Source organism: Actinoplanes sp. CA-131856 (assembly GCF_050956135.1).
Taxonomy (GTDB): Bacteria; Actinomycetota; Actinomycetes; order Mycobacteriales; family Micromonosporaceae; genus Actinoplanes.
In genome coordinates, this window is sequence record NZ_CP191849.1 from 3,202,634 (window position 1) to 3,221,811 (window position 19,178).

General features: G+C 71.9%; 17 protein-coding genes and 2 pseudogenes. 6 read left to right on the forward strand and 13 right to left on the reverse strand.

Annotated elements, in window-relative coordinates:
- Positions 1-18: 18 nt before the first annotated feature.
- The 4 genes and pseudogenes from ACQP2X_RS15050 to ACQP2X_RS15065 all read right to left on the reverse strand — a co-directional run.
- Positions 19-759, reverse strand: a complete 741-nt coding sequence (locus ACQP2X_RS15050) for an SDR family NAD(P)-dependent oxidoreductase (RefSeq protein WP_498697394.1) — start codon at positions 757-759, stop codon at positions 19-21.
- Complete coding sequence (locus ACQP2X_RS15055) at positions 756-1,745, reverse strand: acetamidase/formamidase family protein (protein ID WP_498697396.1); 990 nt, start codon at positions 1,743-1,745, stop codon at positions 756-758. The genes ACQP2X_RS15050 and ACQP2X_RS15055 overlap by 4 nt, the downstream gene beginning before the upstream one ends.
- On the reverse strand, positions 1,742-1,873 hold the full coding sequence (locus ACQP2X_RS15060) for a hypothetical protein (RefSeq protein ID WP_498697398.1): 132 nt from the start codon (positions 1,871-1,873) through the stop codon (positions 1,742-1,744). Before ACQP2X_RS15060 ends, ACQP2X_RS15055 begins: the two co-directional genes overlap by 4 nt.
- 23 nt (positions 1,874-1,896) lie before the next feature.
- Positions 1,897-2,312: pseudogene (locus tag ACQP2X_RS15065) on the reverse strand (amino acid permease); the annotation flags it as partial.
- A 78-nt stretch (positions 2,313-2,390) separates the two neighbouring features.
- Here ACQP2X_RS15065 and ACQP2X_RS15070 point away from each other — a divergent pair.
- Positions 2,391-4,118, forward strand: a complete 1,728-nt coding sequence (locus ACQP2X_RS15070; RefSeq protein ID WP_498697399.1) for a DEAD/DEAH box helicase — start codon at positions 2,391-2,393, stop codon at positions 4,116-4,118.
- Here the strand turns inward: ACQP2X_RS15070 and ACQP2X_RS15075 are convergent.
- Positions 4,106-5,059 (reverse strand): alpha/beta hydrolase fold domain-containing protein, encoded by a 954-nt coding sequence (locus tag ACQP2X_RS15075; protein WP_498697400.1) that lies wholly within the window; start codon positions 5,057-5,059, stop codon positions 4,106-4,108. The two genes, ACQP2X_RS15070 and ACQP2X_RS15075, sit on opposite strands and share 13 nt — an antisense overlap.
- A complete protein-coding gene (locus ACQP2X_RS15080; RefSeq protein WP_498697402.1) occupies positions 5,059-5,355 on the reverse strand; it encodes a putative quinol monooxygenase in 297 nt (98 codons plus the stop codon). Before ACQP2X_RS15080 ends, ACQP2X_RS15075 begins: the two co-directional genes overlap by 1 nt.
- A gap of 119 nt (positions 5,356-5,474) precedes the next feature.
- Between ACQP2X_RS15080 and ACQP2X_RS15085 the strand changes: the two genes are divergently transcribed.
- Positions 5,475-6,383: an AraC family transcriptional regulator gene (locus ACQP2X_RS15085; protein ID WP_498697403.1), complete on the forward strand. Its 909-nt coding sequence runs from the start codon at positions 5,475-5,477 to the stop codon at positions 6,381-6,383.
- Here the strand turns inward: ACQP2X_RS15085 and ACQP2X_RS15090 are convergent.
- A complete protein-coding gene (locus ACQP2X_RS15090; RefSeq protein WP_498697405.1) occupies positions 6,338-7,420 on the reverse strand; it encodes an FAD-dependent oxidoreductase in 1,083 nt (360 codons plus the stop codon). The two genes, ACQP2X_RS15085 and ACQP2X_RS15090, sit on opposite strands and share 46 nt — an antisense overlap.
- A 166-nt stretch (positions 7,421-7,586) precedes the next feature.
- Here ACQP2X_RS15090 and ACQP2X_RS15095 point away from each other — a divergent pair.
- Positions 7,587-8,120 (forward strand): annotated as a pseudogene (locus ACQP2X_RS15095) (alkaline phosphatase PhoX); the annotation flags it as partial.
- Positions 8,121-8,252: 132 nt separating this feature from the next.
- Here ACQP2X_RS15095 and ACQP2X_RS15100 read toward each other — a convergent pair.
- Positions 8,253-8,954, reverse strand: coding sequence for an SDR family oxidoreductase (locus ACQP2X_RS15100; protein ID WP_498697407.1), 702 nt, complete (start codon positions 8,952-8,954; stop codon positions 8,253-8,255).
- A gap of 103 nt (positions 8,955-9,057) precedes the next feature.
- Here ACQP2X_RS15100 and ACQP2X_RS15105 point away from each other — a divergent pair, with 103 nt between their 5' ends.
- On the forward strand, positions 9,058-9,849 hold the full coding sequence (locus tag ACQP2X_RS15105; protein WP_498697409.1) for a LysR family transcriptional regulator: 792 nt from the start codon (positions 9,058-9,060) through the stop codon (positions 9,847-9,849).
- A 4-nt stretch (positions 9,850-9,853) separates the two neighbouring features.
- On the opposite strand, the gene ACQP2X_RS15110 is transcribed toward ACQP2X_RS15105, so the two are convergent.
- Positions 9,854-10,060 (reverse strand): hypothetical protein, encoded by a 207-nt coding sequence (locus ACQP2X_RS15110; RefSeq protein WP_498697412.1) that lies wholly within the window; start codon positions 10,058-10,060, stop codon positions 9,854-9,856.
- A gap of 163 nt (positions 10,061-10,223) precedes the next feature.
- Between ACQP2X_RS15110 and ACQP2X_RS15115 the strand changes: the two genes are divergently transcribed.
- Both ACQP2X_RS15115 and ACQP2X_RS15120 read left to right on the forward strand, forming a co-directional pair.
- Entirely contained in the window at positions 10,224-11,672 is a 1,449-nt protein-coding gene (locus ACQP2X_RS15115; protein ID WP_498697415.1) for a GGDEF domain-containing protein, read from the forward strand.
- A gap of 4 nt (positions 11,673-11,676) precedes the next feature.
- Positions 11,677-14,712: a PAS domain S-box protein gene (locus ACQP2X_RS15120; protein WP_498697416.1), complete on the forward strand. Its 3,036-nt coding sequence runs from the start codon at positions 11,677-11,679 to the stop codon at positions 14,710-14,712.
- A gap of 286 nt (positions 14,713-14,998) precedes the next feature.
- Here ACQP2X_RS15120 and ACQP2X_RS15125 read toward each other — a convergent pair whose 3' ends face one another.
- From ACQP2X_RS15125 to ACQP2X_RS15140, 4 genes are read right to left on the reverse strand one after another with little or no spacing between them, the layout of a single operon-like run.
- Entirely contained in the window at positions 14,999-15,748 is a 750-nt protein-coding gene (locus ACQP2X_RS15125; protein ID WP_498697418.1) for a hypothetical protein, read from the reverse strand.
- Positions 15,745-16,047 (reverse strand): PadR family transcriptional regulator, encoded by a 303-nt coding sequence (locus ACQP2X_RS15130; protein WP_498659173.1) that lies wholly within the window; start codon positions 16,045-16,047, stop codon positions 15,745-15,747. The genes ACQP2X_RS15125 and ACQP2X_RS15130 overlap by 4 nt, the downstream gene beginning before the upstream one ends.
- Before the next feature lie 22 nt (positions 16,048-16,069).
- Positions 16,070-16,795: an enoyl-CoA hydratase/isomerase family protein gene (locus ACQP2X_RS15135; protein WP_498697420.1), complete on the reverse strand. Its 726-nt coding sequence runs from the start codon at positions 16,793-16,795 to the stop codon at positions 16,070-16,072.
- The gene (locus ACQP2X_RS15140) at positions 16,792-19,167 is read right to left on the reverse strand and encodes an MMPL family transporter (RefSeq protein WP_498697423.1); all 2,376 of its coding nucleotides are present in this window, start codon (positions 19,165-19,167) and stop codon (positions 16,792-16,794) included. Before ACQP2X_RS15140 ends, ACQP2X_RS15135 begins: the two co-directional genes overlap by 4 nt.
- Positions 19,168-19,178 lie beyond the last annotated feature (11 nt).

A 19,178-nucleotide genomic window follows, 5' to 3' on the forward strand; every position in this document is an offset into this window, starting at 1 on the left:
CGGAGTAGCCGGCCAGCATCAGCGCAGGTAGGAGGCGCCGTTGAGGTCCAGGACGGCGCCCGAGGACCACACGGCCCCGGGTGAGCTCAGGTGCAGCACCGCCGCGGCGACCTCCTCGGGAGTGCCTACGCGGCCGAAAGGACTTTGCTGTCGTACGGCGTCGCCCACCTGCTGGCGCTCGGTCGCTATGAAACCGGGGGCCACCGAGGTCACGGCGATGTCGTGCGGCGCCAGGGCGATCGCCATGGACTGGCCGAAGGCCTGGAGGGCCGCCTTGGCCGCGCCGTACGCCGGGTAGTCCGGCTCGCCCCGGTAGGCGCCCCGGGAACCCACGTTGACGATGCTGCCGGGGGCCTTCCGCTCGATGAGGTGATGGGCGAAGGTGTACGTCACGTTGGCCGCGCCCAGCAGATCCACGTCGATCGTGTGGCGCCATTGGTGCTGCCAGTCCTCGTACGAGGTCGTGGCTATGGAATGGCGGTTGCCGGGGCCGGGGGCCACGGCGGCGTTGTTGACCAGCACGTCGAGGGCTCCGAGCTCGCGGACGGCGGCCGCGACCACTTCGCGCGATGCGGCCGGGTCGGCCAGATCGCCGCCGACGAGGGCATGGCCCGTACCCTCAAGCCTCTCCAAGGTCTTCACGGCCTCGTCGCGGGCGGAGCCGTAGTGGACGGCGACCCGGTCGCCCTGGGCCGCGAAAGCGACGGCGATCGCCCGGCCTATGCCGCGCGAGGCGCCGGTCACCAGGATGCGTCTCATGATCGCAGACTACGCAGGCGGGCGTGGATCCCCTCGTACGCGGTCACGCGGCCCAGGTAGCGCTTGTCGACCTTGGCCAGCATCGTGTAGTTCGGGTCGCAGACGTTGCCCACCGGCGCCTGACCGGCCTGGCTGATGAGCTGGTACGCGTCGAGCACGTCCAGGCCGGTCAGGGCGGCCGACCAGGTGACCAGGTCGTGCTGGCTCATCCGGTACGCGTCCTCGAGCGGCCGGGCCGAGCCGGCCGACATCAGCGCGTCGTCGGTCTCGAAGCGCGGCGTCGGGGTCGCGACGCCCTTGACCAGATCGAGGATCACCGTCGTGGTCATGGCCGCCTCCACGCCCGTACCGCAGACTTCGCCGTCGCCCTGACGGCAGTGACCGTCGCCGAGGGCGAAGAGCGCGCCCGGCACGTTGACCCCGAAGTAGGCGGTGACCCCGGCCCGGAGCTCCGGCGTGTCCATGTTGCCGCCGTGCACGTCGGGCACGATGGTCATCCGGCTCTCGAAGGCCGCGGGGGCCACACCGGCCGTGCCGTGCATCGGGTCCAGCGGCAGCGCCACGCTGTAGTCGCCGCGGCGTGCGTGATAGGTGACCGTGCCCGCCTCGACGTCCACGTCGAAGCGCCACACCACCTCGTCCAGCGGCGGGTGCAGCGTGGCCGTCGTGTGGGTGCCGGTCAGCGCCCCGAAGTGCGGGAACGTCGACGAGACGGCCCAGTCGCGGGCCGGCGTGATCGACACGAAGTGCACCGCGAGGGTGTCACCGGGTTCCGCTCCCTCGACGAAGATGGGGCCGGTGACCGGGTTCAGATAGGGAAACTCGCACACCACCGACGGCAGGTCGTCGACGGTCTGGACGCGCCCGCCGAAGCAGTCCTCGGTGTAGAGCTCGACCGCGGTGCCGGGCGCCACTGTCAAAACAGGCTCGCGGCCGCCGAAGGTGAAGGACAGCTGCTCGGGCGTGGGACGGAAACGAACGGTCACGGATTCCCCTCGGTGAGGCCGGCGAGCGTCGGGCGCCGCCCGGTCAGGTAGAACACGATCAGCACGATGACGCCGATACCCAGCCAGGCGAAGCCGAGCGTCTGGGCCGCGACGTCCGCGTTGATCACGACGAAAGCAGGATCAGGAAGCCGGTCAGCACGGCGATCGACACCGCGCCTAAGACCACCGACCAGGAGAACGTGCCGGCGTTGAACAGAGGACTGAACGAGAAGCGGTCGAGAGGGGCCACGCCGACCACCAGGAAGATGGCCAGGATGATCAGCTCGGCCACCAGCATGATCCGGTTGACCCGGGCCGTCATCTTGATGCCGAGATTAGTTGAACACCGTGTTGAGCAGGATCACCCACCCGGCCAGGAACCCGACCGGCGGCGCGATGCCGCGCCCGGGCGACCATCCCGCCCGAGCCGCTGTAGACGCTGCCGAAGATCCCGAACGGGGCGATCGGCACCATGAAGATGAGCCCGTAGATGAGCAGGTCGGTGAAGCTCAGCGAACGGCTGAGCTCCTGGCGATATCCGAACTGCTCGAGATCCTCCTGAGCCATGGTCGAACATTAATCGAAAAGTGCCGATGAAATGCGCCGCCGCGCAGTGCGAAATCCGGGGCTCGTATCCTGGCTGGCATGGACGAAGACCTGTTCGAGCCCGAGGCAGGCTTCGCGGGGCTGGGGCTTCGGCCGGAGCTCCTGCGCGCGCTGGTCAGCCTCGGCTACGAGGAACCCACCCCCATCCAGCGCGGGGCCATCCCGCCCCTGATCGCCGGAGAGGACCTGGTCGGCCAGGCCGCCACCGGCACCGGCAAGACCGCGGCCTTCGCGCTGCCGCTACTGCAGTCGCTGGCCCGCGGCGAGAAGTCGCCGGCCCGCGGTGAGAGGTCGCCGGCCCGCGGCGAGAGGTCGCCGGCCCGTGGCGAGACCGAGGGGCCGCACGCGCTGGCCCTCGTGCCCACCCGTGAGCTGGCCGAGCAGGTCTCCCAGGCCGTGCACCGGTACGGGCGTGAGCTGGGCGTGCGGGTGCTGCCGGTCTACGGCGGCCAGCCCATCGGCCGGCAGTTGCAGGCCCTGTCGCGCGGCGTCGACGTGGTCGTGGGCACGCCCGGCCGGGTCCTCGACCACATCAACCGGGGCACGCTTCATCTGGGTGACGTACGGACCGTGGTCCTCGACGAGGCCGACGAGATGCTCGACATGGGCTTCGCCGAGGACATCGAGGCCATCCTGGCCGAGACGCCCACCGAGCGGCAGACCGTGCTCTTCTCGGCCACGATGCCGCCCCGCATCGACGCGATCGCCCGCCGCCACCTGCGCGAGCCGGTCCGGGTCACGATGGGCCGCGAGGAGCCCACCCCGGGCGAACTGCCCCTGGTGCGCCAGAGCGCGTACATCGTGGCCCGCGCCTACAAGGCGGCCGCCCTGGGCCGCATCCTCGACGTCGAGGCGCCGACCGCGGCCATCGTCTTCTGCCGCACCCGCGAAGAGGTCGACCAGGTCACCGAGACGCTGAACGGCCGCGGCTACCGGGCCGAGGCCCTGCACGGCGGCATGAGCCAGGACCAGCGCGACCGGGTGATGGGCCGCCTGCGCGGTGGCAGCACCGAGTTGCTGGTCGCCACCGACGTGGCCGCCCGCGGCCTCGACGTCGAACAGCTCACCCACGTGATCAACTTCAACGTGCCGGCCGCCCCCGAGGCGTACGTCCACCGCATCGGCCGGGTGGGCCGCGCCGGTCGCGAGGGCGTCGCGATCAGCCTGGCCGAGCCCCGCGAGCAGCGCATGCTCAAGGCGATCGAGCGCCTGACCGGCCGCCGCATCCCGCTCGAGAAGCTCCCCACGGTGACCGACCTGCGGGCCCGGCGCCTCGAGCTGACCAGGGCCTCGCTGCAGGAGGCCATGGACGCCGACGACCTCGACCGCTTCCGCGTGGTGATCGACTCCCTGACCGACGAGCACGACCTCGAACAGGTGGCCCTGGCCGCGGTGAAGCTGCTCCACGAGGCGGCCGGCGGCGACATCGACGAGCAGGAGATCCCGTCCCCGCTGCCGCCGCGCCGCGAACAGCAGGAGAACCGGGGCCCGCGCCCCGACCGCCGCCACCGCCCGACCGACGACGACGTGACCCGCCTGTTCGTGGGCATCGGCCGCCGTTCCGGCCTGCGCCCGCAGGACCTGGTCGGCGCCATCGCCGGCGAGTCGGGCCTGCCCGCCCGCGACATCGGCGCCATCCAGATCACCGACCGCTTCTCGCTGGTCGAGATCCCGGAGTCGGCCGCCGACCGGGTCATCAAGGCCCTGTCCCGGGCCACGATCCGGGGCAAACGCCCTACGGTCCGCCGGGAGCGCTACAACCGCTGAGCCCCTTTCAAGAGCTTTCCCACCCATGCCGTACGGGCCTGACGTGCGGCCACGGACAGCGGAGCATCCGGGAAGAGAGCGTCGAACCCGTGGAAGCCGCCGGCCCACACGTGCAGGTCGGCGTGCCCACCGGCGGCCCAGATCCGGCTCGCATAGGCGACGACCTCGTCCCGGAACACCTCGGCCGACCCGGCGTCGAGATAGGCCGGCGGTAGCCCGCCCAGATCGACGGCCACCGCGGGCGAGGCGTAGCCGGGGTCGTCGCCCTGCCCGCCGGGTGCGTCGCCGAGCAGGCAGCGCCAGGCGAACTCGTTCATCTCGCGCGTCCACACGCCGGGCCCGCCGGCGAACTGCCGGCTCGACGGGGTCTCGTTGCGATGGTCGAGCATGGGGCCGATCAGCACCTGACCGGCGATCGGCCCGGCGCCCCGGTCGCGGGCCATCAGCGTGACCCCGGCCGCCAGCCCGCCGCCGGCGCTCGCGCCCGCCACGACGACCCGCCCGGCGTCGACGCCCAGTTCCGCGGCGTGTTCGAAGACCCAGGCCAGACCCTGATAGCAGTCGCCGACCGGCGCGCTGCCCCGCGCCTCGGGCGCCAGCCGATAGTCGACCGACACCACGACGGCGCCGAACGCCTCCAGCCACTCCATCGGGATGTCGATCTGCGAATAGCGGTTCCCCATGATCATGCCGCCGCCGTGAATCCAATAGACGCACGGGGCGGCCGAAGAGACAGCGGCCGGCCGCAGAATCGTCAGCGGCAGCGGATCGCCGCCCGGCCCAGGAATCGCGATCTCCCGCCGGTCGGCGCGAGCGAGGGCGGCCGGAGGCGGTGGGGCCGCGAAGGGGCGGATCTGGAGGAGGGTCCCGGCGTTCAGTGGAGGCATCGCCGGCATCGCGGCGAGCAACTCGCGCAGGCCCGGGTCGATCGCGGGGCGCATCAGAAGGCCGCCTTTCCGCCTACGGGGATCTCGTCGCTGAAGGTGGACTCGCCGGCCAGCAACGGCTGGAGGTGGGCCACGAGGGTCTGCGCGGGCTCCGTCGCGAAGAACGCCGCGTGCGCCTCCCGGCTGGTCCAGCCCTCGGTGACGTGGATGACGTCGGGGTCGGCGGCCGAGCGGCCGACCAGGAAGACGGCGCAGTCCGGGTCCGGCAGCGACGGCGCGCTCAACAGCAGCGCGACCACCTCGTCGCCCCGGCCCGGCCGGGCGGTCATCGTGGCGCGGAAACCATGCATCTGATACTCCCAAGTCGTTCGTTCGGGCTTGCTTCCATTCAAGGGCCTGAACTGCCGATTCGGTTGTACGATGATGCGCCTCTCTTGCCTGATCCTGCCAGCACTGGCAGGATCGGGCCATGGCGCTCGATGAGCTTCGTGACCTGCTGGAGCGGCATGCCCGTCCCGATCAGCGCACTCCGATCGAGGACGTGCTCATTTCGAAGGTCGACCGGACCGGGCCGCCCGCACCGGCGATGTCCGGTGCCGTGCTGGCCGTGGTTGCTCAGGGGGCCAAGCGGATCGCGCTCGGCGACCGCGTCTACGACTACGGCGCCGGGCAATATCTGGTCGCCTCCGTCGATCTTCCGGTCATCGGGCAGTTCACCCGGGCCAGCCCCGGCCGGCCCGCGCTCGGCTTCGGGCTGATCCTGCGCCCGGCCGCCATCGCCGAGGTTCTCCTCCACGCCGAGCTGCCCGCCTCCAAGACGACACCGTCCGGGCTCGTCGTCAGCGACGCCTCGCCCGAGCTTCTCGACGCCGTGGTGCGGCTGGTGCGGCTCATCGAGCGGCCCCGTGACGCCGCCGTGCTGGCTCCGCTCGTCAAGAAGGAGATTCTGTGGCGGCTGGTCACGGGGGAGCAGGGTCTTGCCGTACGCCAACTCGGTCTTGCCGACAGCAGCCTCACCCACATCGCCCACGCGGTCCAGTGGATCCGCGACCACTACGCCCGCGCGTTCCAGGTGGAGGAGCTGACCCGGCTGACCGGCATGAGCGCGTCGGCCTTCCACCGCAACTTCCAGGCGGTCACCGCGACCAGCCCCATCCAGTTCCAGAAGCAGATCCGGCTGCAACAGGCCCGCCTGCTGCTGGCCGCCGGCCCGGTCGACGTCACCGGCGTCAGCCGCAGCGTCGGCTACGACAGCCTGTCGCAGTTCAGCCGGGAGTACCGCCGCCAGTTCGGCGTGCCACCCAGCCGGGACGCGGCGCGCCTCGCCGTCGATCAGACGGCGAAGAACTCGAGCATGTCCTCCCTGGTCGGCTTGTAGGCAGCCGCCTCGGCGTGTTCCGCGCTGCGCGGGAAGAGCTCTTTCTCGTACGAGGTGAGCGCGGCCTCCACGTCGCCGCCATGAGCGGCGAGGGCCGTGCCCAGCTCGGCCGCGTCCTGCATGGCCAGGTTGGCGCCCTCGCCGTCCGGCGCCGCCAGGTGGGCGGCGTCGCCGATCAGGGTCACACCCGGCGTCCGGTCCCAGCGGAGCCCCTCGGCCGGCAGCGCGTAGTGCGGCCGGTGGACCGGTGCGGTGTCGCTCTCGGTGATGAACGCCAGCAGCTCGGGCGCCCAGCCCGCGAATTCCCGGGCGATCCGCGTGACGTCGGCGCTCTCGAAGAACGCCAGCGGCTCGGTCAGTTCGGCGTAGACGTGCAGGGTTCCGCCGGCCTCCCGGTGCGCGTTGATCTGCCGGCCCGCGAAGTCGGACACGATGGTCGTCCCGGGGCCGGCCACTCGGGCGAGCTCCGGGTGACGGTTCTCCACGTCGTACAGGAAAGTCTCGATGAAAGAAGTGCCCGCGTAGACCGGGACGGCTCCGGTGAGCAGGGGGCGGACCCGCGACCAGGCCCCGTCGGCGCCCACCAGCAGGGTCGTGGTGACGCTGCCGCGCCCGGCGAAGCTCAGCTCGTGGCGGCCGTCGCCCAGCGCGCGCACCCCGTCGACCTTGTGGCCCCAGCGCACGGTTCCGGCCGGAAGCGAGTCGATCAGGATCCGCCGCAGGTCGCCCCGCTGCACCTCGGGCCGCCCGCCGGTGCCGTCGTCGGCCTTGTCGAACAGCAGCGTGCCGTCGGTGGCGAGACCCCGGTAGGCCTCCCGGCCGGGCAGGACCGCGGCCCGGAACTCCTTCATCAGACCGGCCGCCTCCAGCGCGGGCTGACCGTTGTAGTCGTGGATGTCGAGCATGCCGCCCTGCGCCCGGGCGTCCGGGGAGCGCTCCGCCTCGTACACGACGGCCTCGATGCCGTTGACCTGGAGGACACGGGCGAGGGTCAGGCCGCCGAGCCCGGCCCCGACGATGGTGACTGGTGTGTTCATGGGTGAAAGGCTGGCGCGCGCCGCTTGCAGGGCCCTGACACGGCCCGCACACGGCGCTGACAGGAAAGGGATTCCCCTGGTTCACCCATGAGGTCCACCGTGTCCGGCCGGGTGCACCTCGTCGCTCTACGACATCGGGTCGGGACGGCTGCTGGAGAGTTTCCTCGTGCTCAACGGCACGCTCGCCAACTGCAGCGGCGCGCCGACACCGTGGGGTTCCTGGCTGTCCTGCGAGGAGACCACCGACGGCGTCGGCGCCGGCTTCGAGAAGCCGCACGGGTACGTCTTCGAGGTGCCGTCGGCCGCGCGCGGGCCGGTCGAGGCGGTGCCCCTGAAGGCGATGGGCCGCTTCGAGCACGAGACGGCCCCGGTCGACCCGCGCACCGGGATCGTCTACATGACCGAGGACAACGGCGACCCCGGCGACGGCTTCTACCGCTTCGTGCCGCGCCGGCCCGGTCACCTGGCGGCCGGCGGCCGGTTGCAGATGCTCGCGGTCACCGGCGACCGTGAGTACGACACGGCGACCGGCCAGCGGGTCGGCCAGGTGCTCGACACCCACTGGGTGGACATCGACGAGCCCGACCCGTCCGACGCCGAGGAGAACCCGGGCTCGGTCTACTCACAGGGCCGGGCCAAGGGCGGCTGCCGGTTCCTCGGCCTCGAGGGCTCGGCCTGGACCGGCGGCGGCGTCACCTTCGTGGCCAGCGAGGCCGGCGACGGCGAGAACGGGCAGGTCTGGCGGTACGAGCCGAGCGGACACGGCCGACGGCCGTCACCTGTTCATCAACGTGCAGTACCCGGGGGTGACCTGCGTGATCACCGGACCCTTCTAAGCGAGAAGGGCGCCGCCGTCGACGGTGAGGATGGTGCCCGTGGTGAAGGACTGGCCGATCAGGTAGAGGTAGGCGTCGGCCACGTCGGCGACCTCACCGACCCGGCGCAGTGGCACGGCGGCGGCCGTGTCGGCGTACAACCGGTCGACGCCCTCACCGGAACCCCACATCGGCGATCGGGTGACGCCGGGTTTGACCGCGTTGACCCGCAGCGGGGCCAGTTCGACGGCGAGGGCCCGGGTCAGCGCCTCGACCGCGCCGCAGATGCTCGACGCGACCGCCCAGCCCGGCAGGGGGCGGTCGGCGGCGGTGCCGGTGGTCAGCGTGATGGAGCCGCCCTCCCGCAGGTGGGGGAGGGCGGCCCGCACGGCGGCGAGCGCGCCGAAGTAGCGCAGCCCGAAGAAGTCACGGGCCCGCGCCACCTCCATCGAGGCGATCGGGGTGAGCGCGAGCTGCTCCCCGGCGGTGTAGACGAGGTGGTCGAAGGGCCCGATCTGGTCGAAGAGACCGGCCGGCGGGCCGGTGAGGTCGGCGGTCAGGCCGGTGGCGCCGAGCCGCTCGGCGGCGTCGCGGACACGCCGCTCGTCACGGGAGACCACGACCACCTCGGCGCCCTGCTCGACGGCGGCCGACGCGGTGGCGTATCCGATGCCGGACGTGCCGCCGACGATGACCACCCGCTGTTTCGCAATGTTCATGCCTCTACGCTGCGCCCGACCGCCGGCCCGCGTCCAAGACCTGTTCCGGCGTCTGTAATACCCTCAGGGCATCGACGTCGACCTGCGGAAACTCCGCTACTTCGTGGCCGTCGCCCGTCATCTGCACTTCGGGCGGGCGGCCGCCGAGCTGCACATCGCCCAGCCCGTGCTGTCCCGGCAGATCCGGGCGCTGGAGGCCGAGCTGCGGGTGGAGCTGTTCCGGCGCGACCGGCGCTCGACCGAGCTGACCGAGGCCGGCCACCGCCTGCTGGCCGGGGCCGGGCCGCTGCTGGCGGCGGCCGAGGCCCTGCGCCGCCGGGTGGCGGCGCCCGACCGGTTCGTGGTCGCCTTCATGCCCGGCCTGATCGTCACCGACGCCGTGCGGCGCTTGCGCGACCGCCACCCCGGCCTGGCCGTCGAGGTGCTGCGCACGACCTGGAGCGACCAGGTGGAGGTGCTGCGCGACGGCCGGGCCGACGTGAGCTATCTGCGGTTGCCGGCCGATCGGCACGGGCTGACCGTGCGGCCGATGACCAGCGAGCCCCGCGTCGTGGTGCTGCCCACGGGGCACCGCCTGGCCGGCAAGGAGTCGGTGGCCATCGCCGACCTGGCCGCCGAGCGGCTGCTCCAGAGCCCGGACGCGGTGCCCGAGTGGCGCGAGGTGGCGACGGTCCCGGCCGAGCCGGTGCCCGCGCGGGCGGTCGAGGAGAAGCTGGAGAACGTGGCGGCCGGCCGTGGCGTGGTGGTGCTGCCGCTGTCGACCGCCACCTACTACACCCGGCCGGACGTCACCTGGGCCCGCGTCACCGACATCCCGGACAACCAGGTGGTCCTGGCCTGGCTGGCCGAGCGCCGTGATCCGCTGCTCGGCGAGTACGCCGACCTCGCGCTCTGACCCGTCAGCGCCGGAAACGCGCGGGCACCCAGCGGTTGCGGGACTTCGCGCGGGCGGCCCGGCGGCGCACGAGCAGGATCGCGATCACCCCGCCCACCGCGGCCAGCGCGCCGGCCGCGGGCACCGTGGAGGTCAACCGCCGGCGCGGCGTCTCGGCGGTGACGACCTCGGGGTCGGTCAGGGTGCTGTCGGCGGTCTTCTCGATGCTCATGGCGCTCCTAGCTCTCGAGCCGACCGCGGCGCGGGGAGGCGCCGCGGCTGTTCCGCCGTTGCGTGCCCGGTCCGGCTGATCGGCTAACCGCGAACCCGGTTCATTCATCACACTCGCGCGGGGAACCCGTCATGTCCGGGCCCCGGATGCCGATGCGGGTGACGTGAGTTCTCGTCGCGGGTGGGCCGCGATCGCCGTGGTGGCGCTGGGCGGCTTCCTCGTGGTGCCCGACGGCGGCCTGGCCCAGGTGCTGTGGCAGGTGGCCGGCGGCTGGTTCGCGGCCGCGATGATCATCGTGGGGGTCCGTCGTCACCGGCCGGGGCTGCCGGTCATGTGGTGGCTGCTCGCGGCCGGGGTGGCCGGCAACGCCGGCGGCATCCTCGTCGAATATCTGCTGACCCGCTCCGAGGAATATCCGCCCTTCCCGTCCTGGGCCGACCTGGCCTATCTGTCGCTCTATCCCACCGCCGCCGCCGGGCTGCTGCTGCTCATCCGGCGGCGCACCGCCCACCGCGACCTGTCGAGCCTGGTCGACGCGGCCATCCTGACCACCGGCGCCGGCCTGCTGTCCTGGGTCTTCCTGATCAAACCGGCGGCCTCCGACCCGTCGATCGGGCTGTTCGGGCACATCGTCAGCGTGGCCTATCCGGTGGGGGACATCGCCCTGCTGGCCATGACGGCCCGGCTGCTGCTGAGCGGCGGGGCCCGCAACACCTCGTTCCGGCTGCTGGGCGCGGCCCTGCTCTGCTTCCTGGCCGGTGACGGGGCCTGGGCCGTGATCAACCAGATGGCCTGGGAGGCCGGCCCGCTGGCCAACAAGATCATGGCCGACGTGTTCCTGGCCGGCTACCTGCTCTTCGCGGCCGCCGCCCTGCATCCCGGCGTCCGCTCGCTGACCCGGGCCGTCGCGCCGCGCTCGGCCCGCCCCAGCCGCGGCCTGCTGCTCGTGCTGACCGTCGTCTCCCTCATCGCGCCCGTCCTGCTGATGGTGCAGGCCGCCCGGCACGAGGTCACCGACGCCCTGGCCATCGCGGTCGGCTGCGTCCTGCTGTTCCTGCTCGTCGTCACCCGGATGTCGCAGCTCATCACCCAGCTGGACGTGCAGACCGAGAAGGTCCGCGAGCTGGCCGTCACCGACGAGCTGACCGGCCTGCCGAACCGGCGGGCCTGGAACACCGAGCTGCCCCGCACGATCGAGCGGGTCCGCCGCACCGGCGACCCGCTGGCCGTGGCCATCATCGACATCGACCATTTCAAGCAGTTCAACGACGCGTACGGCCACCTGGCCGGCGACCGCCTGCTCAAGGAGGCCGCCGCGGCCTGGCAGGAGCAGCTGCGCACGGCCGACCACATGGCCCGCTTCGGCGGCGAGGAGTTCGTCGTGATGCTGCCCGCGGCCTCGTCGGCCCAGGCCCGCGAGATCGTCGACCGCATGCGCCTGGCCACCCCGCGCGGGCGGAGCTTCTCGGCCGGCGTCGCCGTCTGGGACGGCGCCGAGACCGCCGACGGCCTGGTCGCCCGGGCCGACGCCGCCCTCTACGCGGCCAAGGACGCCGGCCGCGACCGGGTTCACGAGGCCGCCCACGAACTCGCGCTCAAATTCCTAGACTGAGGACATGCTGCTCGCGGTCACCTCCGCGTACGCGTTGATCTTCGCTTGGATGGGCTACCGCTATCTGCGGCGGCGCGACCCTCTGCTGCGTGACGTGATGGTCATGTTCGCGTCGGTGGCGATGCTCTTCGCGCTCGGCCTGGTCGAGGTGTTCGGCGGCTCGGCGTCGCCCGTGGTGATGGGTGCGCTGGTGGCGGTGCTGCTGGCCAAGCCGGTGTTCACCCTGCGCCTGGTCGCCCGGCTGCGGCCGGTCAGCCCGTGGCTGATGGGGGCCGCGACCGCCGCCTGGGCCGTCAGCGCGGCCCCGCTGGTCGTCGCGACCGCCGGGACGCTGCCGCGCCGGATGGTCCTGATCGCCGCCGGTGTCTTCTTCTGCCTCGAGGTCCTGGCCGCCGTGCTGCTGGCCACCCAGGCGCGCTGCCGGGGCGGCGCGGCCCGGGTGCGGTTCTGGTGTGCCGCGGCGGCCACCGCCCTGTTCGGCGTCGCGGTGCTGACCTCGGCCGCCGGCCGGTCGGCGGCGGTGCACTCGCGGGTGCTCGCCCTGGTCGCCGGCCTGCTCTATCTGCTGGCCTTCGTGCCGCCGCGGCGGCTGCGGCGGCGCTGGTCCACCGGCGCCGCGTACGCGATGACCCAGCGGCTGCTGACCGTGGCGCCGGACGCGGACGCGGCCGAGACGTGGCGGCACTTCTGCCACGGGGCCAGCCAGGTCCTGGGCGCCGACGTGGCCGCGGTGCTGCTGCCCACCACGCCCGGGCGTCTGCGCGTCATGGCGTACGACCAAAGGGTCCTGCTCTCCCGCGAAGCGGTCGACCGCGACGTCGGCGAGCTGCTGGCCGCCGGCTTCACCATCGACGCGCTGGCCGGCTGGACCGATCCGCCCGCGGTGGCGGTCGAGCTGGCCCAGGCCACCGGCACCCGCTACGTCACCGCCACGCCGATCACGACCGTGGCCGGGCGGGGCGCGCTGGTGATGCTCAGCCGCTATCGGAGCCTGTTCGCCGACGACGACATCGCCCTGTTCACCGAGCTCGCCGACCAGGCGGCGGCGCTCGCCCAGCGGGCCGAGGTGCTGGCCGAGAGGCAACGCCTCGCGGTCATCGTCGAATCGTCGCCCAACGCGGTCATCGGCCGCTCCCTCGACGGCGTGATCACCAGCTGGAACGCGGGCGCGGAACGCCTCTACGGCTATGCGGCCGCCGAGGCGCTGGGCCGCGACATGGCCCTGATCTTCCTGGACGGGCAGGAGGCGACCGAAAGGGAGCTGCTGGCCCGGGCCGCCGCCGGCGAACGCGTCGAGCAGGACCAGGTGCGGCGGCGCCACAAGGACGGCCGGATCGTCACGGTGGCGCTGACCCTGTCGGCCATCTGCGACCCGTCCGGTCAGGTCACCGGCGTGGCCGGCATCTCCCGCGACATCAGCGAGCGCCGCCGGGCCGAGCTCATGTTCCAGGGCCTGCTCGAGGCCGCGCCCGACGCCATGCTCGGCGTCACCCAGGACGGCACGATAACCCTGGTCAACGCACAGACCGAGAAGCTTTTCGGGTACGCCCGGAAGGAGCTGATCGGCCGCAACGTCGACATCCTGGTCCCCGAGCGGGTCCGCGCGGCCCACCCCGGCCAGCGCGCCCGCTACTTCGCCGAGCCGAGAACCCGCCAGCTGGGCGGCGGCACGTCACTGGCGGCGGTCCGCAAGGACGGCTCCGAGTTCCCGGCCGAGATCAGCCTGTCGGCGCTGGAGACCGACCAGGGCATCATCGTGTCGGCGGCGATCCGCGACGTGACGGAACGGGTGGCCGCCCAGGCCGAACGGGAACGCCTGATCACGCAGGCCGAACGCGACGCGGCGGAAAGGCGCCTCCAGCACACCCGCCGCCTGGAGAGCCTGGGCCAGCTGGCCGGCGGCGTGGCCCACGACTTCAACAACATCCTGGCCATCATCGGCAACTACACCGAGCTGGTGCTGGACACGCTGGAGGCCGAGGACCCGGCCCCGGCCGACCTGGCCGCGGCCCGCGACGACCTGGGCCAGATCAGGCACGCGGCGGAGAGGGCGGCCCAGCTGACGAAGCAGCTGCTGTCGTTCGGCCGCCGGGACGTGACACAGGCCCAGGTGCTGAGCCTGAACCACGTGGTGGGCGACGTGGAGCAGATGCTGCGCCGAACGCTGGGCGAGCACATCCACTTGATCACCCACCTGGACCGCCAGCTGCGAACGGTGCACGCGGACCCCGGCCAGCTGGAGCAGATCCTGGTCAACCTGGCCGTGAACGCCCGCGACGCGATGCCGGGCGGCGGCACGCTGTCGATAGACACGGGCAACGCCGACCTGGGCCCGGACGACGCGGGAAGTTACAACTTGCGCCCCGGCTCGTACGTGCGCCTGAGGGTGAGCGACACCGGGGCGGGCATGCCGCGAGAGGTGCAGGAGCGAGCGTTCGAGCCGTTCTACACGACAAAGCCGAGAGGAGCCGGAACAGGCTTGGGCTTGGCCACGGTCTACGGCATAGCAACGGCGGCCGGCGGCGACGTCCACCTGTACTCGGAGGTGGACATAGGAACCACGGTCACCATCATGCTGCCGGCCACGGATCAGCCGGTGCCCACCGGGGAGAGCGTGGAGGAGCCCACGGGAGAGCCGGACCCGCTGGCGTCGGCCCACGAGACGATCCTGATGGTCGAGGACGAGGACGCCCTGCGACAGACAACGGCCCGCATATTGACCCGGGCGGGCTACGAGGTCCTGGCCGCAGACGGCGGCCAGCAGGCGATCCACGTGGCACAGACCCACCCCGGCGGCATCGACCTGCTGCTGACCGACGTCATCATGCCGAAGATGATGGGAAACGAGGTGGCGGTGCGGGTGACTGCGGTACGCCCGGGCCTCCCAGTCCTCTACATGTCCGGTTACGCCGAGCCGGTCCTCTCCGACAACGGCACGCTGCCCGACGGTTTCGTGATGGTCGAAAAGCCTTTCACCAGCCGCGAGCTGCTCCAGCGAGTACGAGACGTCCTGGCACGGCAAGCCACAGTCAACCACTGACTTCAGGCCGGGGCCCGCAGACCTGTCAGCGCGTTCCTTTCCGGAGGCAAACGCCACCACCAGGCTGATGGCGCCGATGCCAGCTGCTTTATCGGCCTTGTCCCAGTCCGAGCCATACGCAGACGGCTGACTGGACCAAGCCGGCTGCCGCGATCGGCATCAGCCAGGCAAGCCGCTCTCGCCCTTGACGCGCCGCCGCTGACTCGCCCTGTGCGGTGCCTGTTCTCACGCTCGCGGCTCCACGTCGGGCCGTGGCAGAGTTCTGACCTGGTGGAAGCGGGAGCGGTCAGGTTTGGACTCGGCGGTGGATCAGGGTGGCTCCGGCCACTATCAAGACGGCGGGGACGCCGACCCGCCACGCGGCGACGATCATCAGGCTTCGAGGGTCGTTGGCGGCGGCTATCTCCTCGGTGGCCGTTATCAGGCCGGCCGACAACGCCAGGCCGGCGGCCAGCAGGACTCGTTCGTCGATCAGGGTCCAGAGCAGCAGGGCGATCATCAAGGCCGACTGGGACCAGGGCGGCATCGTGTAGTCGACCGCCCAGGCGATGGCCAGCAGGATCGGCAGGGGGTTGCGGACCGGCAGTGGGCGGCCCGGGAGCAGCAGCAGGACCGAGGCCAGGGTGTAGGCGGCGATCGCGGCCGTGCTTGTCTGGTCGGTGCCGCTCAGTAACAAGGCCGACAGGGACAGGCCCAGGGCCGGCACCCGGGCGCCCAGCATGACGGCGGCCGCGGCCAGGCCGGCGCAGATCCAGGTGACGATCATGAGGTTGTTGAGGAGCACCACCCCGTATCTCAGGTCGAGGATCGGTGCCGTCGCCCCGGCCACCAGGAGCATCAAGGCGGCCGCCCGTGACGCGTACAGCCAGCGCAAGCGGGCCGGATGGCCGCCGCCGCTGCGGGCGCGCAGAGCGCCGAGCAGGAGCGAGGGTGCCTCCCGGTGCCATCGGCGGCCGTTCGTCTCGAGCACGCCCAGCATCTCGTCGCGGGGGTGGTCGGAGGGGTAGAGCCGGACCATCACCTCGTACGGCGTCATGCCGGCCTCACCCGCAGGACGATCCGGGCCGCCTCGGCCATCCGGGTGGCCTCCGCCTCGAGGGCCGCCCGGCCGTCGGGGGTCAGCGCGTAGTGGCGCCGGGCCCGGCCGTTCACCACCTCGTCGCGGACCACCTCGATCAGGCCGTCGCGGGTCAGGCGGTCGAGGGCCTGGTAGAGCGTGCCGGTGGCCAGCGTGACGCGCTGCTGGGACAACTCGGCGGCGCGCGTGATGATCGCGTAGCCATGGCGGGGCTCGTCCTGGAGCGCCGCGAGGATGTAGTACGTCGGCTCCCTCATGTGGTCACCATATGCCGTTGGCTTATATATGTAAACCGGCCATGTGGCGTTCGATGCGGCCGTCCTCGACCGCGTCGATCCAGAGCTTTGTTACTTGCGGGTCGGGGTTGCGGCGTACGCCGGAATGGAGTTGGGTCTTCGTCATCCGAAAGGTGTAGGGAGCGATCTCGGCCAGTTTGCGGGCACGGGCGACAGCGGCCTCCGGGGGACCGATCTCGTCGATGTGGCCGGCCGCGAGGGCCTGTGCGGGGGTCAGGGTCTCGCCGGTGAGGACAGCTCTGTGGGCCGCACGCGGGCCCAGGGCATGGCTCAAGATGTCCAGAGCCAGAGCGGGAAACGGCACGCCGACCAGTAGCTCGGTCACACCGAGCGTGCCGCCGCTCATCACCCGCTGGTCGCATGCGGCGGCCAGGACGGCGCCGCCGGCGATGGCGTGGCCGTTTATCGCGGCGACTGTCGGCTTGCCCAGGGAGAAGACGGCGTCGAACGCGTCCTCGAGCGCGGGCAGGAACTCGCGGATGTAGGCGGCGCCGCCGGCGAGGACGCGCTTGAGGTCGACGCCGGCCGAGAAAGCGCGACCGCCGCCGGTGAGCACGGCGGCGGCGGTCGCATCGTTGTTGTCGAGTTCGAGGAAGGTGGTCGTCAGGTCGTACAGAAGGTCGAGGTCCAGGGCGTTGACCTTTCCCCGGGCCATCCGGACGAGCGCGACGCCGTCGAGGTCATCGACCTGGATCGATCCAGTCGTCATGCTCCTATGGTGGCGCGTTCCGCGGGGGAAGGGGAGGGGGTGACGGGGTGGCTGCGTTCGAGGGCGGCGCCCTCGACGTCCACGTTGGGCAGGATCCGGTCGAGCCAGCGCGGGATCCACCAGGCCGAGCGGCCGAGCAGGTGCATCACGGCCGGGATGACCAGCATGCGGACCAGGAAGGCGTCGGCCAGCACGCCGAAGGCCAGGCCGAAACCGAGCGACCTGATCATCGCAGTGTGCGAGAAGATGAAGCCGCCGAAGACCGAGATCATGATGATCGCGGCGGCGGTGACGACCGTGCGGCCGGCGTGCACGCCCTGCCGGACCGCCAGACGGGCCGGGGCTCCGTGCGCGTACGCCTCTCGCATGCCCGACACCAGGAACAGCTGGTAGTCCATGGCCAGGCCGAACAGGATGCCGATCAGGATGGTGGGCAGGAAGCTCAGGATCGGGCCCGGGTCGTGCACGCCGAAGACCGAGCCCAGCCAGCCCCACTGGAAGATGGCGGTGATCGCGCCGAACGTGGCGAACAGCGACAGGACGAAGCCGAGAGTGGCGGTGAGCGGCACCAGCAGCGAGCGGAAGACGAAGATCAGGATGATCAGCGACAGGCCGAGCACGACGCCGAGATAGAGCGGCAGCACGTCGGAGAGCTGCTCCGAGATGTCGATGTTGCCGCTGGCGCTGCCGGCCACGCCGAGCGTGACGCCACCTTCGAGCGGTGACAGGTCGCGCAGGTCGCGGACCAGCTGCTCGGTCGACTCGCTGGACGGGCCTTCGGCCGGGATGACCTGGAAGGCCAGCAGCGCGCCGTCCTTGGACTGGCCGATCGGGGCGACCGCGGCGACGTCGGAAACGGCCATCAGGGCATTGCCGGCGCGGACCTGCTCGGCCAGCACCTCGTCGCCGGTCACGGCGGCCGGCAGCTCGGCCACCACCAGCAGCGGGCCGTTCACGCCGGCGCCGAACTTCTGCTCGGTCAGCTTGTACGCCTGGTACTGCGACGAGTCCTGCGCCTCCGACGAGCCGTCGGGCAGCCCGAGGCGGATGGAGAGCGCCGGGATGGCGATGACGATCAGCGCGGCCAGGCCGGCGAACGCGGTCAGCAGGGCCCGGCTTGTGCTCATCGGCTGCGAGGGGGTGGTGTCCGCGTGCGGCCGGCCGATCGCGGCGCGGGCCTTGCGGCCCAGCACGCGCGGGCCGAGCAGGGAGAGCAGGGCCGGCGTCAAGGTGACCGCGACGACCACCGCGACCGCGACGCAGATGGCGCCGACGGTGCCCATCATGCCGAGGAAGCCGATGCCGGTGACGTTGAGGGCGAGCAGCGCCACCAGCACGGTGGCGCCGGCGAAGACGACGGCGTTGCCCGAGGTGCCGTTGGCCAGGCCGATCGACTCGTGCGTGTCCACACCGGCCAGCAGCTGGCGGCGGTGCCGGTTGAGGATGAACAGGCTGTAGTCGATGCCGACGGCCAGGCCCAGCATGACGCCGAGCACCGGGGTGATCGAGAGCATGTCGACCGTGCCGGACAGGGCCAGCGAGGCGGTGACGCCGACACCGACGCCGACCAGGGCGCCGACCAGGGGCAGGGCCGCCGCGATGAGCGAGCCCAGCATGACCAGCAGCACGATCGCGGCCACGACCACGCCGACGACCTCACCGACGCCGAGCACCTCGGGGACGCCCTGGGTGATGTCGTTGGAGAAAGCGACCTCGACCCCGGCCGGGACGCCGGCCGACACGTGGTCGACGACGCCGTCCTTGGTCTCCTGGGTGACCTCCATGCGCGGCTTGTCGAAGACCACGGGCGCGGTGGCGGCGCTGCCGTCCTCGGACACGAGCCGGATCTTGGCCGACATGGCGAGCAGCTGCTGCGACAGTTTCAGCTGGGCGGCCTGCGCTTCGAGTTGGGCCTTGGCGGCGTCTTGTTGGGAGCCGGGCGGCGCGTTCGTCGCCTCGAGCTGGGCCAGTCCAGCGGTGACCTTTTCCAGGCCCCCGGTGACCTGCGCGGCCTGCTCGGTGGCCTGCTGCTGGGTGGCGAACGGGTCGGTCGTGGACGCGACGCCGTCCAGCTCGCCGGTGCTCTTGAGCAGCGCGGCCACGCCGGCCTTCTGCTCATCGGTGAAGGCGGCGCCGCTCGAGGTGTGGAACACGATCGTGCCGGAACCGCCGCTGGCGCTCGGGAACCTCTGCGCCAGCTGCTGGGTGACCTGGTCGGTCTTCGTGCCGGGGATGGTGACCTGCGACGACAGGGTGCCGCCGAAGGCGAAGTACGCGGTGACGGACAGGCCCAGGATCACCACCCAGGCGATCAGGACGGTCCAGGCCCGCCTGGCGCTGAAACGCCCCAGACGGTAGAGCAACTCGGCCACGGGGGAGTGCC

Coding starts and splice junctions, on each gene's coding strand:
- ACQP2X_RS15120 (WP_498697416.1), top strand. CDS start 11,677: ATGCTGCTCGCGGTCACCTCCGCGTACGCGTTGATCTTCGCTTGGATG.
- ACQP2X_RS15050 (WP_498697394.1), bottom strand. CDS start 759: ATGAGACGCATCCTGGTGACCGGCGCCTCGCGCGGCATAGGCCGGGCG.
- ACQP2X_RS15085 (WP_498697403.1), top strand. CDS start 5,475: ATGGCGCTCGATGAGCTTCGTGACCTGCTGGAGCGGCATGCCCGTCCC.
- ACQP2X_RS15125 (WP_498697418.1), bottom strand. CDS start 15,748: ATGACGCCGTACGAGGTGATGGTCCGGCTCTACCCCTCCGACCACCCC.
- ACQP2X_RS15135 (WP_498697420.1), bottom strand. CDS start 16,795: ATGACGACTGGATCGATCCAGGTCGATGACCTCGACGGCGTCGCGCTC.
- ACQP2X_RS15070 (WP_498697399.1), top strand. CDS start 2,391: ATGGACGAAGACCTGTTCGAGCCCGAGGCAGGCTTCGCGGGGCTGGGG.
- ACQP2X_RS15080 (WP_498697402.1), bottom strand. CDS start 5,355: ATGCATGGTTTCCGCGCCACGATGACCGCCCGGCCGGGCCGGGGCGAC.
- ACQP2X_RS15100 (WP_498697407.1), bottom strand. CDS start 8,954: ATGAACATTGCGAAACAGCGGGTGGTCATCGTCGGCGGCACGTCCGGC.
- ACQP2X_RS15110 (WP_498697412.1), bottom strand. CDS start 10,060: ATGAGCATCGAGAAGACCGCCGACAGCACCCTGACCGACCCCGAGGTC.
- ACQP2X_RS15090 (WP_498697405.1), bottom strand. CDS start 7,420: ATGAACACACCAGTCACCATCGTCGGGGCCGGGCTCGGCGGCCTGACC.
- ACQP2X_RS15130 (WP_498659173.1), bottom strand. CDS start 16,047: ATGAGGGAGCCGACGTACTACATCCTCGCGGCGCTCCAGGACGAGCCC.
- ACQP2X_RS15075 (WP_498697400.1), bottom strand. CDS start 5,059: ATGCGCCCCGCGATCGACCCGGGCCTGCGCGAGTTGCTCGCCGCGATG.